We start from the raw sequence: 13,487 nt of genomic DNA, 5'->3' as shown, positions 1-13,487 counted from the left end.
TCATTAGGGTCTTTTACTTTTTTCAACATGTTTTATAAAATACTTAGTATCCCCTAACCAGAAAAATGTTCGGTAGCGTTCTATATAAGTAAGTTTTACATAAGTTCCTTGAAGATTTTCTAAGTCTTCAATTATCTTTTTATCTCCTTTTTCTACAGAAAAATTGAATTGCAACTCTTCCGAGACCCCTTGACTAAGTTTACCTTCCCAAGTCTTAAAGAGCATACCTTTTTTACTGAATTTTATTAAATCTCCTGATCTGACACCTTCACTATATACAGCAAAGTACATAAATAAAAAATAAACCGTGATTAGAGCAATGAGAGCCAATAGGATTTTAATAAAAAACTTCTTCATGAGGTCATATATTTTATTTTAGTAAGCATTGGTTATGTTACTGTTTGATTTGTAAATCAAAACTAAAGAAAATCTCTATTACTTCTGCAATTTTGTTGCTAACTATTTTGGGAATTTTAATATCATAATCTGAAGCCAATGCCTTAAAACCTCCAGTAATAATTATGTTTTTATCTTTTTTTGATATGGTAGCCGGCACATTTTCTATCGAATTGGTTTTTCCATGAAAATTCAATTGGCCATCAATGGCTAAAGCGGTGTTATCACCTAATGTTGAAAAATCAAAATTTACAATTGTACCTTTAAAAGTGGCCTTAGGATAGGTGTCCGATTCCGCATAATTCTCATTAAAATGTTCTTCCATTAAGGCATTTTTAAATCGAAAACCTTTTACCAAAACTAAGGCAGCAAATTCTCCATTTTCTACATTGAGTATAGCAGTTGCCGAGTTATTCTCCGCTTTAACTTCTTCAAAGGAAGGTACTGATGCTTCAAAACCAACAGTTCCTGTTTTGGTGAGGTATTTGGTTTGTGAATAAATCGTCGTACTTAAAAAGAAAACACAATAAACTATATATTTCATAATACTACTTTAATTAAATAAGCAAAACCTTACCAGTTAGGTTGTTTAATTTTCCAATAAGCCATCATCTTTCCATTTTTGGATGATATCCCTTGTAGATTGAGGCATTAATCCACCTGAGGGAGGCATTGGGTTGGTTGAACTATTAATAGCTGTAATAATACTGTTTACCCTGTTTTTGACTTGTGTATAGGTCGTTAACGAAAATGGTGCGCCATTAGAAGTTGGGCTTCCATGACACCCTGTACAATTACTTGTCATAATAGCTTTTACGTTACCGTTATAGGTTGTTTTACCACTTGTGTCTGAGTCTGGATTTGATAAATCGTCACTACTGCTGGATGAACAACTAAATGTTAGAAAGGCAATAGCCAAAACAAAGATTAAATTTTTAAAATTCATAGCGTTTATTATTAAGGTTAATAAAATTTATAATTAAAAGCGTCTGCTTAGGTTAAATCCAAAATAAATATCACCGTCTCCCCAATCACCAGAACCTTGACCTAAAAAGGTGTTGGTATTCATGCCTTGGGCGTTAGAGAAGTGCATTTGAAACACATGGCCACCTGTTTCTAAATCGAAACCAATGGAAAATGGGTTTTTAAATGGTGAATTATCTGCTCTGTTCATATGCCATCCATAATCCATATTCAGAGACCATCTTTTTCCGAGTTTATAGCGACCGCCTAAACCTAAGGCAAATTGAGAATTGTCCTGTTGATCAATAAAAACAAAATTATCATGGAAAAATGTTGGCGCTATCTCCAATGATAAATTAGTACTGAACTTTCTGGAAATTAACAGTTGGGTTACATAGCTTAAGCGATGTTTAAACTCTAACAAAGGCAGGTCTACTTCGTCCAAGGCTGTATTAACTAGCAGTTCATTAAATCCAACTACGGTAAAAGGAAACCCGCCTTCTTTTTGTCTTAACAAACTATATTTTAATGAGAACTCATATATTTTTTGAAATGAACTTCTAGAGAAACCAATGTTTAAACCATCCGTAATCCCATAAACAAAGTTTAGACGAGTAACGGCTTCATCCAACCCAAAAAAGTTATCCAATCCATTTTTCAAACTACCAAATCTATGGGAAACGATAAAGGTGAATTCTTTTTTGGCTACTAGCTTGGTTGATTCAAAATTCACAACCTTTAAACCTTTAAAAGCCGCATCGGCATAATTGGACCAAGTGCTATCTGTGTCTATTTCGTCTAGTAGGTCATTTTGACTAAATAGTGATACTGGAATTAAACAGAGGAGAAGATATAGTTTGTACTTCATAATTTAGGTTGGTTTTATTGTTTTATAAATCGTTTGGTGTATTTGCCTCTAGATAAGGTAATATGTAAAAAATATAGGCCTTGGTTTAAATTAGAAACATCAATTCCAGATTGGAAAACTTTAGTGTTAACTATTTGTTTTCCTAAAACATTTGTAATAGCTATCGATTGGATGTCTAGTTGGTCAATATTTTTTAAATTGATATATGAACTGGTAGGGTTGGGGTATAGGATTACCTCTTCTTTAAACAAGTCGCTTGTACTTAGTGGGGCAGACCAGGTAACTGAGAGTACTGGAACATTATTTGAATTTGTAGCTTCTTTACTATCAAATCTTCTAGCTGAATTATCATCATTTTCGTCACCTATTAATAGTATTCCATTGTTAGTAGAACTATCATCTAACCAGTTCTGTACAGCATTGATAAAATTAGAAGTTGAAGTAAAAGTATAAAATCCTACTCCAGATATATTTAAGGAAGATAAGCTTGTAGATAAATAATCACCCCCAGCTGTAGACCAAGAAGACGTTCCAAACATTGCATCATTCCATGTTGCATCTGGAGCAACAGCTGGAGCACCTGTACCGCCTCCTAATGAAGTACCTTCTCCCCATTCTTTACTTACTTGATAAATTTTATAATTGTGAGTCCCATCACCTGAAAAAGACACTTTATTTACTCTAATTTTTAAGCTTACTTCTATAATGGTAGATCCTACAGGAATAGAAGAAATATCAAACTCAATAAGCGCTCTTCTGTTATTATTTCCATTTGAAATACCTGTTCTTCCAGAGAATAAATCACCTTCTCCATTAGAATAAGTAGAGTTTTCACTGTAAATGGTATTGTCTTTTACAGGGGTAAAGTCTGATGTATTCTGGCTAAAACTAGATGTTGTTAATAACATTAGTAAGGTATAGAGGGATAATTGTTTTTTCATAACTTTTGGATTAATCATTAATTATACTACATTGGTCTAATTTGATTTCTTCCAACAAATCATCATAGCCTATAAATCGTCCTTTAATTTTTATAGGGGCATACAGGTTTGGTTTGGTTTTAATATTTTTTGATAATTGGCAAAACACAGTTTGATTTAATGTTATGGTATGATCACTTATTCCTGTAATGTTTCCAATTATTTCGATGGATTTGTTAAGGTATTTTTTTTCTGATGTAGTGGGGTCTATAGCGAACTCATTAACTAATATTGATGCTTTCATATTATAAGAAGCTTGTTCCTCTTCAATATTTCTATGATCTTGATAAATGTAATTATAGCTTATTACTGAAGCAACTATAACTACTATGACAATAAAAATAAGTTTCTTCATTTTGAGTTGTTTTAATAACAGCTTCAGCAAAATGCTGAAGCTGTTTGAGCTAGTGTTAAAAAATTATACTTTAGAATAATTAATTAACAAATGAAATCTTTCTTTTTCATATACTATTTCGACTAGCTTATTTTTTCAAATGTTAGAGTATCTGTGCCACCATTGCCTCCACTAATATGCATTAATTCAATTTTAGTACTACTTTTTGATACAATATCCCAATCTTCGGATAGGTCGTCTTTAAAGTTTGCGGGAGATGAAAAGAAGATATTAAAATCAATATCATCACTACTATTGTCATTACTACTACCATTTGTAACAGACCATGTTCCCATATATGTATTAATTCCATTAGTTGCTTCTAATGTCCCATCTGAATTAAAAGTGAATGTATAGCCTGTAAAATGATTTGTTTCATCCACACCCGAGTCAATAAAGCTTGTGATTTTCCAAGAACTTGATTGGGCAATAGTTTTGATCTCTTTAATTTCCATACTATTGTCATTAGGATTAGTGTCATCGTTTGAACAAGAAACTATTGCTAAAGAAAAAAGTAAAATCGTTATTATTTGTTCAATTCTCATAGTTAAGGGCTTTTATGTTTAATTACAATCGTTTTTATAACGCATTCTATCCCCATAACCTACTCGCAAATCTACTTTTGTTTCAGTGTATTTAGATATTTCATGTAAAATCCAATTGTTATTACAATAGGGTAGTTGGGGTATATTTATAGAAACAGTTATGTTATTTCCAGAACCACTGGCTGTATAAGTACCATAAACTGTTATTCCTGACCAATAAGAAGAAACTGTTCCGTTTGAAAAGAAATTAAAGACATAACCGTCGTAAGCATCGTCATAATTGGTATTATAACGTTCTAGTTTGTCTACGGTCCAATTCGAGCAGCTTGTAAGATAATCAATTAAATCATCAACATTGCAATCATCGCAATCATCATCATTATAGTTATAGTCATCATCTTCGTCACAATCATTTTTATGTAAATCAATTGTGGACTCAAGTTGATACAAACTATTTACAATGATTTCAGTATCATCCCATAGTTTAACAGTTATAGGGAAATTAATACTTACAAAATAATTTGAATCCATATTTTTTATAAACCTAAACAGACTTGAATCTTCGGTAAAGGTTTTTGTAGATATTAAATCATTATTAGAATTAAAAACAGATGCGCTCATGGGGTAATTAAAATCTATACATTCTATATCATCATCTGCTTCATTTTCACCATTACAGTTATTAGAATAGCTGTTTAATTGTGATTGAGTGTTGATTTTAACTTCTGAAAAATCATTTAGTAAAATGTTAACAGGGAATTTAATTGTTAAGTTATCAATATCATCATCATCATCATCAAAAATATATTCAACAATTTTATAGTCTTCAATAGACTTGATAATAATATCCTCTCCATTTGCAGTAACTTCAAAAGGATGTTTTATATTAAAACAGTTTGATTTGTCAATGATATTATCAATAGAACCATCGTTACTCGCTGTTTTAAGCATTAGGCTGGCAACTTTGGAGTTTGCCGTTAAAAGGGTTTCATCTGGAGCTTGAATAAATTCTTCCTCTTCTGTTCTACAAGAATTAAAAGTAATAATACCCCATAGGGTGGTAAGAATAATAAAATACTTGGAAACAAAAGTCATTTGCATAAATGGTTTTATTATATAACAACCCAGATATAAAAACTCCTGAAAATTTTTTATATGTCTTTATTGAGTTTTTTAACATCCTGTTCTAAATACTTTAATCTTAGGGTTGTTAAAATTAAATTATCGAACCTTTCTTTAGCTATTTTGTGCCTTAATGCATAAACTTTATTACTTGGGTTGGTTTGCGTCAAGACTTTTAAATAGCTTACCTTTTCCTTGTAATCCATGAGCTCTCTATTTTTTATGTGAGAGAGCAAATTCACCATTCTATTTAATTTTTTTTGCATTTTGATTAATGGATTTTTTAATTACAAGAATTATTGTTCCCTAATTAATAAATCTTCAAGCCTTTTTAAGGATTGATTTAACCTAATGGATAATGAAGTTTCTTCTGGATGATCAATTATGGGTTTTGTAAGTTGTAAAACGGTTTTTCTTAAGTATATAATTTCTTGATCTTTTATAGATCGTATCATTTGGTTAGGATTGTTTTCATTTTTCATGGCAATAGGTAATTTGGGAAGGTTTTTTTATTATATAACAGCTTAAAACAAAAAATCCCCAAAATATTTTAATATTTTTTTTAATTAACTTTAAAAATTAAAATTTGAAACTTTGCCAAAACAACTTAATAACGACATCTGCGATACTAGTATATTTTCAAGCATTTACAATAAATATGCTAAAGATTTACAGAATTTCCTATATTACAAATATGGGTCGGGATATAACACTGATGACAAGGTTCAAGATGCTTTTGAGAAGTTATGGGATAATTGTAAAAAGGTGAGCTATAGTAAGGTTAAATCGTATTTATTTACCGTAGCTAATAATTTGATGTTAAATGAAATTAAACATCAAAAAGTTGTATTAAAATATAGTTTGAAGACTCAAAAGCATTACACAAATGAATCTCCAGAGTTTATTTTAGAAAAAGAGCAATTTTTTGAACGGTATAAACAAATACTTGAATCTTTAACCGAAGAGCAACGTGTTGCTTTTTTATTGAGTAAGGCTGAAGGTAAAAAACATAGTGAAATAGCAGAATTTTTAGGTGTTACCCAAAAAGTTGTGGAATATCGTATTTATAGTGCTTTTAAAATTCTAAGGGAAGAACTAGATGGATTTAAAATTAAATAAAGGAGATTTAGCAGTTTAATTGTTATATAATAAAGTTAAGGATTAATGAAAAATGAAGATTTAATTAAAAAATGGCTTAAAGGAGAGCTTACAGGTGACGAGCAAGCCACATTTGATGCTCTTGATGATGCTTTGCTTAATTCATATATTACGAACACTGCAAAAGAATTTAGAGCTTCAAAGTTTTTGGAGTACAACAATTTTGAGACATTTAAAAGCAAATTTAAAGTTGCAAAAAATGGTGGTGAGCAAATCAATTGGTTCAATCCTCTTTTAAGGATTGCAGGTGTTATTGTAATTGCACTAGGAGTATATTTTACATTTTTTAATTCAAATACAACCCTTGTTGAAACATTATCGGGAGAAAAAATTGTTGTTGAACTACCAGACCGATCAACTGTTGAACTTAATGCAGCTTCAGAAATTGAATACAGTGTAAATGATTGGCAAAAAAACAGAAAAGTAAGGCTGTACGGTGAAGCCTTTTTTACAGTAGCTAAGGGAAAAACGTTCAGTGTTGTTACTAAAGATGGCGTTGTAGCTGTAATTGGAACAAAATTTAATGTAAAGCAGCGGGATGATTATTTTGAGGTCAAATGTTTTGAAGGTATAGTGAAAGTTACATCAAATGCCATAGTAAAAGAGATTCGTTCGGGTACTATTTTTAAAGTTCTAAATGGTAAATTTACGGAAGAGAGCACTTTAATTTCCAAACCCACTTGGCTGGATAACATGAGTACTTTTGATGCTATTCCTGTTAAAGAAGTACTGGCAGAATTTGAAAGACAATATCAAATAGAAGTAGTTACAAAGAATATAGATGGTAACAGACTATTTACCGGGGCATTTATACACCATAATCTTAAAGATGCACTAACAGCGATCACCCAGCCAATGAATATGACCTATGAATTGAGCTCTTCAAACCTAGTTATTGTTCATGGAAAAAAGAATTAGGCAATTAATCATAATAACTTTTTCCTTATTTTTTTTTGCTGGCGTTTTATCGGCCCAAGAAACCATTTTAAAAAGACAATTATCAGATGTTTTAAATTACCTTGAAACCAAGCATGAAATAAAATTTAATTACGCTCAAGATCAGATTATGGATATAAAAGTATTTATGCCAGATACTATAGAAACTATTTTGGAAGCGTTAGAATATTTAACAAAACAGACCCCATTGACGTTTAGCCTAATAGGAGATAAAATTGTGGTTGTTAAACAAAAAGAAGCCTATGTGTTTTGTGGTATGGTTAAAGATAATAAAGACAATCTACCTATTATTAATGCAATAATAAGCAATGGTGACAATATGGTTTTGAGTGGCGAAAGTGGTTTCTTTTCATTAACAGTTAAAAATTTTGAAAAACCAATTGCTATAAACTGTTTGGGTTATAAATCCAGCAAAATTGAACCAAAATCACTTGTATTTAATGATTGTTTAGATGTGTTTTTGGATCAAGATTTTTATACCCTGTCCGAAGTCGTTATATCAAACTATTTAGTAAGTGGTATTAACAAAATTAACAACGGCTCATTTGAAATTGATTTTTCAAATTTTAAAATCCTTCCAGGATTAACAGAAACAGATGTTTTGCATTCTATACAAGCCCTTCCTGGTGTAAACAGTACAAATGAAACAGTCTCTAATATTAACTTAAGAGGGGGTACACACGACCAAAATTTAATTTTATGGGACAATATAAAGATGTACCAATCTGGTCATTTTTTTGGTTTAATATCTATGTATAATGCTCAGATTACCCAAAAAGTATTTCTAAAGAAAAACGGTACTGATGTGTCTTCAACCGATGGAGTTTCCGGTACTATTGACATGCAAACAGATAAAGAAATCAACACCGATTTTAAAGGAAGTATAGGACTTAATTTTACTAATTTTAATAGTTTTTTAGATGTGCCATTAGGAGAAAAATCATCGATACAAATTGCTGCAAGAAAGTCGGTTAACGATTTTTTTAAAACACCTACTTATACGGCCTTTTTTGATAGAATCTCGCAAAATACTGAACTGAGTACAAATACTCCAACTGTAATCAATTCAAATAAAACGTTCGATTTTTATGACACTTCTTTTAGATGGATATACAGGATTAATGATAAAGACCAATTACAGATTAATTTTATTAATGTTTATAATAGGCTTTTGTTTGATGAAAATTTAATTAGCGAACAATCAACTGAATCAAGAAGAAGTAGTCTTAGTCAAAATAGCATTGCAGAAGGACTTAGTTATAATCGTATTTGGAATGATAAATTTAAAACTGTATTTGAGTTTTATGAAACAGATTATAAATTAAAAGCCATAAATGTTAATATTGAAGACGATCAGCGCTTTTTGCAAAAAAATAGTGTATCTGAAAGTAGTGTAAAATTAAAAACGTTTTACAATTTAAACCATAGTCTAAAGCTATTAAGTGGTTATCATTTTGTAGAGACCGAGATTACCAATTTAGACGATGTGGATAATCCTTTGTTTAGAAACTTAGTTTCTGAGGTGATTAGAACACATGGCATTTTTACTGAATTGGGATATAGGTCATCTAATAAAAAGATAGCCTTTAATTTTGGATTGAGGTACAATTATATTGGAAAATTTAAAAAACAAATACTGGAACCCAGATTTAGTTTTAATAAAAAATTATTAGATGGTTTAACCTTAGAAATTTTAGGAGAGTTGAAACATCAAAATACCTCACAAGTTATTAATTTTCAAAGTGATTTTTTGGGTATAGAAAAGCGCAGGTGGCAGCTTGCCAACAATGACAATATCCCCGTAATAAGAAGCAAGCAAATTTCAGTAGGAATAAACTTTAGTCAAAAGGGGTGGTTATTCAATGCCGATACCTACTTAAAACAGGTTAAAGGTATAACATCACAAAGTCAAGGGTTTCAAAATCAGTATGAGTTTGTAAAGACTCATGGAGACTACAGTGTTTTTGGTATTGATGTGTTATTTAGAAAGCATTTTAACCAATTTGACACTTGGTTGGGTTATTCATTTATGGATAATAATTACCGTTTTAAGACTTTGGAAAGAGAAGCTTTTCCAAGCAACTATGATATAATTCATAATATTAGTTTAGGTGCAACATATATTTCGAACAATTTGAAAATAGCCACAGGTTTAAATTGGCATTCTGGAAAACCAACGACCAAACCAGAAGAAGGAAATGAAATTGTTAACAATGAAATAAACTTTGGTAAGGCCAATGAGGCAGTTTTAAAAGATTATTTACGATTGGATATATCTGCAATTTATGATTTTAAACTTAGTAACAATATGAAGCTTAATGCAGGTCTATCTGTTTGGAATGTCATGGGTCGAAAAAATGAGCTAAATAATTTTTATAGAATTAATGAAGGTGCTCCAGTTGAAACACTTCAAAATTCTTTAGGGTTTACGCCTAATGCTGTATTAAGGGTTGATTTTTAATATATCAACATTTAGTTAAATTATTGCCGAGCAAATTATACCTACAACTATTGCAATACCAAAACTAATTAAGGTGCCTATTAATATATACTCTGTAAGTTGCCTGTTCTTCGATTCTTTTAAATCCCCAAATCGAAAAACCGATTTAGCAGTAATTAGAAACCCTACAGCCTCCCAATGATTGGTAATTATGAATATAAAAACCAAAATGCGTTCTAAAATACCTATATATTTTCCTGCATCTGCAAGTGATTTGCTGCCTTTTTTTAATTTTTCAATATTCCATTTTATAAAAATGGTTTTCATTATAATTGCTGTTGGTATGGTTAAGAACAGTAAGCAAACTGCTATTAATAAGCTTTTCTCCGTTAGTTGAACACTTATTTCAATTCCTTTATATGTAATTGCGAAAAAGCATATCAAAATAATAACAACATGAATAAGTTGATCCATAAAAAACCATATGCGCTTTGTTTTTTTCTTTTGTAAAGTAAGCTTTAGGGCATCTACTATTAAGTGGGATAAGCCTATTGTTAATATAATTGGCCATTGTGTTATATCCCAAAGTAACAGTGAGGAAAGAACAATGTGAATTAATACATGGAGATACAGTTTAGACGATTTTAAACCTCTCTTTTCTTTGTCCTTAACCCATGATTTAGGTTGAAGAAAAAAGTCGCCTAATATATGTGCTAATAAGAGTTTGATTAAAATCATAAATAGTAATTTGATATTTTATTTCTAAACATTAGATTAACTTCCATTATTTCCTCTAAGTAGGCCCGTTTTTGCCTAGTACTTACTGCATTTTGATTAATACCAATCATTTTCCCTAATTCGCTTTGTAATGCCTTAGGATAGGCAATGCTCAGTTTCACTACTTCTGCTGTATTTACTGTCCAATTATTCATTGCAATCAAGGCTAATTTAAAATATAAGTTTAACTCTTTATCAAGTTCAAAATGGTTAGTTTTGATTCTAAGATTTTGTTTATCTTTTTTTAATGCTTCTATAGTTTCACCAGAAAAAATAAAAGCTTCACCGTTCGATTCCGAAACTGTATTACCTTCATATGTTTTATTTCCAATTCCTATTGACAAACGCACGTCTAATCCACGAATAGATTTAATACATGCTTTAATATAAACTGCAAACAAAAAACTTTGATACCAATCTTTAATTTCTATTTGAAAGCTATCACCACGATATATATTCCAGTAACTTTTATCTGAACTAATATAGGATAAGGATTTTTTTAAAGTCCTTATCCAAATGTTTGGATTTGTTTGACCTCTTGATTTTATAATATCTCCTGTAATAACACTTGTTGTCATTTTATCACGTTATAATATGATAATCAAATATATCACATAAAAACATGATAAACAAATATATCACATAAAAACATGATTTAAGGTGTTGTTGGCTTCAGGATAGAAATAAAGAAAGCTAGTCTTCTTCAGCACGGTTAAGTAGTTTACTGTCAATAGCTTTGCTGGCTTTGGCACCTAATTTTTTTAACATTTCTACACGCTTAATTAAATTACCCCGTCCAGTTAATTTTTTCATGGCGCCTTCATAACTGTTTTGCACGGTTCCAATTTGTTTGCCAATTTTAATGAGCTCGTCGGTAAGGTTGGTAAAGCTATCGTACAAAGCTCCAGCTTGGTTGGCTATTTCTAGGGCATTTTGTTTTTGCCTATCATTTTGCCAAAGGTTATCAACCAGTCTTAATGCGGCTAATAGGGTAGCCGGAGTAACAATAATAACCTGTTTGTCGAAAGCTTCTTCGTATAAATTAGGCTCATGGGCAGAAGCTATAGCAAAAGCGGGCTCAATAGGAATAAACATAAAAACGGTATCTGGACTTTCGTCAACTAAAAACTGATAGTTTTTACTGCTTAGTTGGTCTACATGACGTTTAATAGAAGTTATATGTTGCTTTAAATATTGTTGTTTTAAAGTGTCGTCATCTTCGGAAACAAAACGTTCAAAACCAACCAAAGACACTTTACTATCTATGATCATTTTTTTGCCATCGGGTAAATGTATCAACACATCGGTTTGCAGGCGTTTGCCTTCTGGAGAAACATGGCTGTCCTGCAAGGTATATTCCCTGCCTTTTTCTAACCCCGATTTTTCTAAAATTCGAGTAAGAATCAACTCTCCCCAATTTCCTTGCATTTTGCTATCCCCTTTAAGCGCTTTGGTAAGGTTATCGGCATCTTTACTCATTTGTAGATTGAGTTGGGACAAATTCTTTATTTGTTCTTTTAATTCACTATGTCTGCCAATACTTTCTTTGTTAGTATCTTCAACACGCTTTTCAAAGATTTTTATTTTCTCTTGAAGTGGATTGAGCAAATTTTCTAGACTCTCCTTATTTTGTTGTTTAAACTTGGTAGATTTTTCATCAAATATTTTATTGGCCAAATTTTCAAATTCTTTGGTGAATTTTTCCTGTAATTTCTCTACTTCATTTTTTTGTTCTTCATTTTTTTGATGAAGTATCTCAAACTCTGTATTACGGCGGGTCAGCTCAGAATTTAAAAATTCCTTTTCCTGCCTAATGTTTTCACGTTCACTTTCTATTTTATCCAAGCTTTGTTTTAAATTTTCAATAGTGATTTGCAATTGGTTTTCACGCTCTTTTAAAGTACTTTTTTCACTGTTTGTTTTTAATCTAGTAAAAAGCATACCTAAATAGGCACCAATTGCAGCAGAAAAAACTATAGTAAGGAAAAGAATAATACTATCGGTCATTTATAATGAAATTTATTCAAAGATAATTTTTTTGGACAGAAGGTTAAAGAGCTAGTGTTGAAGTTATCAACGAAATACTTAAATTATTTTTTTACCCGAAAATTTCCATTGGTCTCATCAAAAGTGATTAAATCTTTAGGAAAAATAGAATTGAATGTACCTTTTATAATGAGATTGCAAGGCGTGTCTGATACTACTTCATCTTCAGTCATAACAATTAATCGATCACATAATTGAATAGCCAAATCTATTTCATGGGACGAAAAGAGGATGGTTTTTTGGGTTTCCTTAGCTAGCCTTTGTAATAATTTAAGAATATAAGCTTTATGGTACATGTCTAGATGTGTAGTAGGTTCATCTAGAATGATTAAATCTGTATCTTGAGCCAAGGCACGGGCGATCATTACTTTTTGTAACTGACCATCGCTAAGTTCAAAACACTTTTTATTTTTAATATCCTTAATATTGGTTAGTTTTACTGCATTATTTACCATAGCAATATCTTTAGCAGTCAAACTACCAATCCAATTTGTGTAGGGCTGCCTTCCTAAGGCAATCAATTCAAAAACAGACAAATTTTTAGATACAATCTGTTCGGTTAATACAAGGCTCATGGTTTTGGCTAGTTCCACGGCACTATATCTTGACAGTGGCTTAAGGTTTAAAATAATTTTACCGCTTAGTGGATTTTGAATATCGGTTAGTGTTCTTAACAGAGTAGATTTACCAATACCATTAGCACCTACCAAACCTACCAGTTCACCACGATTAAGCTCAATATTAATATTTGAAGCAACAGTGTTTTTATAATTTTTTGAAGTATAGCCAATTGCTAAGTTTTTAGTGCTTAAAACAACATGTTTTGGAGTGTCTTTTATTA

General features: G+C 31.0%; 17 protein-coding genes. 3 read left to right on the top strand and 14 right to left on the bottom strand.

What is annotated here, in order from left to right; genetic code table 11:
- Positions 1 to 3: 3 nt before the first annotated feature.
- From K7G79_RS10695 to K7G79_RS10650, 10 genes are all read right to left on the bottom strand, one after another.
- Positions 4 to 357 (bottom strand): 6-phosphogluconate dehydrogenase, encoded by a 354-nt coding sequence (locus tag K7G79_RS10695; RefSeq protein ID WP_223551573.1) that lies wholly within the window; start codon positions 355 to 357, stop codon positions 4 to 6.
- A 37-nt stretch (positions 358 to 394) separates the two neighbouring features.
- Entirely contained in the window at positions 395 to 940 is a 546-nt protein-coding gene (locus tag K7G79_RS10690; RefSeq protein ID WP_223551572.1) for a YceI family protein, read from the bottom strand.
- Between the two features lie 45 nt (positions 941 to 985).
- Complete coding sequence (locus K7G79_RS10685; RefSeq protein ID WP_223551571.1) at positions 986 to 1,342, bottom strand: hypothetical protein; 357 nt, start codon at positions 1,340 to 1,342, stop codon at positions 986 to 988.
- A gap of 33 nt (positions 1,343 to 1,375) precedes the next feature.
- Positions 1,376 to 2,227 (bottom strand): DUF5777 family beta-barrel protein, encoded by an 852-nt coding sequence (locus K7G79_RS10680; RefSeq protein ID WP_223551570.1) that lies wholly within the window; start codon positions 2,225 to 2,227, stop codon positions 1,376 to 1,378.
- Positions 2,228 to 2,241: 14 nt separating this feature from the next.
- Positions 2,242 to 3,168 (bottom strand): DNRLRE domain-containing protein, encoded by a 927-nt coding sequence (locus K7G79_RS10675; protein ID WP_223551569.1) that lies wholly within the window; start codon positions 3,166 to 3,168, stop codon positions 2,242 to 2,244.
- Between the two features lie 10 nt (positions 3,169 to 3,178).
- Positions 3,179 to 3,562, bottom strand: coding sequence for a hypothetical protein (locus K7G79_RS10670; protein WP_223551568.1), 384 nt, complete (start codon positions 3,560 to 3,562; stop codon positions 3,179 to 3,181).
- 122 nt (positions 3,563 to 3,684) lie between these two features.
- Complete coding sequence (locus tag K7G79_RS10665) at positions 3,685 to 4,146, bottom strand: META domain-containing protein (RefSeq protein WP_223551567.1); 462 nt, start codon at positions 4,144 to 4,146, stop codon at positions 3,685 to 3,687.
- An 18-nt stretch (positions 4,147 to 4,164) separates the two neighbouring features.
- Entirely contained in the window at positions 4,165 to 5,241 is a 1,077-nt protein-coding gene (locus tag K7G79_RS10660) for a hypothetical protein (RefSeq protein WP_223551566.1), read from the bottom strand.
- A gap of 56 nt (positions 5,242 to 5,297) precedes the next feature.
- Positions 5,298 to 5,534: a hypothetical protein gene (locus K7G79_RS10655; RefSeq protein ID WP_223551565.1), complete on the bottom strand. Its 237-nt coding sequence runs from the start codon at positions 5,532 to 5,534 to the stop codon at positions 5,298 to 5,300.
- 30 nt (positions 5,535 to 5,564) lie between these two features.
- Positions 5,565 to 5,750 carry a hypothetical protein gene (locus tag K7G79_RS10650; protein WP_223551564.1) on the bottom strand — a complete coding sequence of 62 codons (186 nt, stop codon included), beginning with the start codon at positions 5,748 to 5,750 and terminating at the stop codon, positions 5,565 to 5,567.
- Between the two features lie 112 nt (positions 5,751 to 5,862).
- Between K7G79_RS10650 and K7G79_RS10645 the strand changes: the two genes are divergently transcribed.
- From K7G79_RS10645 to K7G79_RS10635, 3 genes are read left to right on the top strand one after another with little or no spacing between them, the layout of a single operon-like run.
- The gene (locus tag K7G79_RS10645) at positions 5,863 to 6,387 is read left to right on the top strand and encodes an RNA polymerase sigma factor (RefSeq protein WP_223551563.1); all 525 of its coding nucleotides are present in this window, start codon (positions 5,863 to 5,865) and stop codon (positions 6,385 to 6,387) included.
- A 45-nt stretch (positions 6,388 to 6,432) separates the two neighbouring features.
- Positions 6,433 to 7,344, top strand: coding sequence for a FecR family protein (locus K7G79_RS10640; RefSeq protein WP_223551562.1), 912 nt, complete (start codon positions 6,433 to 6,435; stop codon positions 7,342 to 7,344).
- Positions 7,328 to 9,844, top strand: coding sequence for a TonB-dependent siderophore receptor (locus tag K7G79_RS10635; protein ID WP_223551561.1), 2,517 nt, complete (start codon positions 7,328 to 7,330; stop codon positions 9,842 to 9,844). The genes K7G79_RS10640 and K7G79_RS10635 overlap by 17 nt, the downstream gene beginning before the upstream one ends.
- A gap of 15 nt (positions 9,845 to 9,859) precedes the next feature.
- On the opposite strand, the gene K7G79_RS10630 is transcribed toward K7G79_RS10635, so the two are convergent.
- The 4 genes from K7G79_RS10630 to K7G79_RS10615 all read right to left on the bottom strand — a co-directional run bounded on the left by K7G79_RS10630 (position 9,860) and on the right by K7G79_RS10615 (position 13,485).
- Complete coding sequence (locus tag K7G79_RS10630; protein ID WP_223551560.1) at positions 9,860 to 10,561, bottom strand: DUF3307 domain-containing protein; 702 nt, start codon at positions 10,559 to 10,561, stop codon at positions 9,860 to 9,862.
- Positions 10,558 to 11,178 (bottom strand): SatD family protein, encoded by a 621-nt coding sequence (locus K7G79_RS10625; protein ID WP_223551559.1) that lies wholly within the window; start codon positions 11,176 to 11,178, stop codon positions 10,558 to 10,560. Before K7G79_RS10625 ends, K7G79_RS10630 begins: the two co-directional genes overlap by 4 nt.
- A gap of 115 nt (positions 11,179 to 11,293) precedes the next feature.
- Positions 11,294 to 12,607 (bottom strand): DNA recombination protein RmuC, encoded by a 1,314-nt coding sequence (rmuC, locus tag K7G79_RS10620; RefSeq protein ID WP_223551558.1) that lies wholly within the window; start codon positions 12,605 to 12,607, stop codon positions 11,294 to 11,296.
- A gap of 83 nt (positions 12,608 to 12,690) precedes the next feature.
- Positions 12,691 to 13,485 carry an ABC transporter ATP-binding protein gene (locus K7G79_RS10615; protein ID WP_223551612.1) on the bottom strand — a complete coding sequence of 265 codons (795 nt, stop codon included), beginning with the start codon at positions 13,483 to 13,485 and terminating at the stop codon, positions 12,691 to 12,693.
- Positions 13,486 to 13,487: the final 2 nt, after the last annotated feature.

The sequence above is a fragment of the Aestuariivivens sp. NBU2969 genome (assembly GCF_019931125.1).
GTDB classification, from domain to species: Bacteria; Bacteroidota; Bacteroidia; order Flavobacteriales; family Flavobacteriaceae; genus Aestuariivivens; species Aestuariivivens marinum.
This window is presented reverse-complemented; position numbering and strand designations above follow the sequence as displayed.

Bases quoted from the DNA above. Each gene is read 5' to 3' on its own strand.
- K7G79_RS10695 (WP_223551573.1), bottom strand. From the start codon at position 357: ATGAAGAAGTTTTTTATTAAAATCCTATTGGCTCTCATTGCTCTAATC.
- K7G79_RS10675 (WP_223551569.1), bottom strand. From the start codon at position 3,168: ATGAAAAAACAATTATCCCTCTATACCTTACTAATGTTATTAACAACA.
- K7G79_RS10655 (WP_223551565.1), bottom strand. From the start codon at position 5,534: ATGCAAAAAAAATTAAATAGAATGGTGAATTTGCTCTCTCACATAAAA.
- K7G79_RS10650 (WP_223551564.1), bottom strand. From the start codon at position 5,750: ATGAAAAATGAAAACAATCCTAACCAAATGATACGATCTATAAAAGAT.
- K7G79_RS10630 (WP_223551560.1), bottom strand. From the start codon at position 10,561: ATGATTTTAATCAAACTCTTATTAGCACATATATTAGGCGACTTTTTT.
- K7G79_RS10640 (WP_223551562.1), top strand. From the start codon at position 6,433: ATGAAAAATGAAGATTTAATTAAAAAATGGCTTAAAGGAGAGCTTACA.
- K7G79_RS10660 (WP_223551566.1), bottom strand. From the start codon at position 5,241: ATGACTTTTGTTTCCAAGTATTTTATTATTCTTACCACCCTATGGGGT.
- K7G79_RS10670 (WP_223551568.1), bottom strand. From the start codon at position 3,562: ATGAAGAAACTTATTTTTATTGTCATAGTAGTTATAGTTGCTTCAGTA.
- rmuC (WP_223551558.1), bottom strand. From the start codon at position 12,607: ATGACCGATAGTATTATTCTTTTCCTTACTATAGTTTTTTCTGCTGCA.
- K7G79_RS10690 (WP_223551572.1), bottom strand. From the start codon at position 940: ATGAAATATATAGTTTATTGTGTTTTCTTTTTAAGTACGACGATTTAT.
- K7G79_RS10680 (WP_223551570.1), bottom strand. From the start codon at position 2,227: ATGAAGTACAAACTATATCTTCTCCTCTGTTTAATTCCAGTATCACTA.
- K7G79_RS10685 (WP_223551571.1), bottom strand. From the start codon at position 1,342: ATGAATTTTAAAAATTTAATCTTTGTTTTGGCTATTGCCTTTCTAACA.
- K7G79_RS10665 (WP_223551567.1), bottom strand. From the start codon at position 4,146: ATGAGAATTGAACAAATAATAACGATTTTACTTTTTTCTTTAGCAATA.
- K7G79_RS10635 (WP_223551561.1), top strand. From the start codon at position 7,328: ATGGAAAAAAGAATTAGGCAATTAATCATAATAACTTTTTCCTTATTT.
- K7G79_RS10625 (WP_223551559.1), bottom strand. From the start codon at position 11,178: ATGACAACAAGTGTTATTACAGGAGATATTATAAAATCAAGAGGTCAA.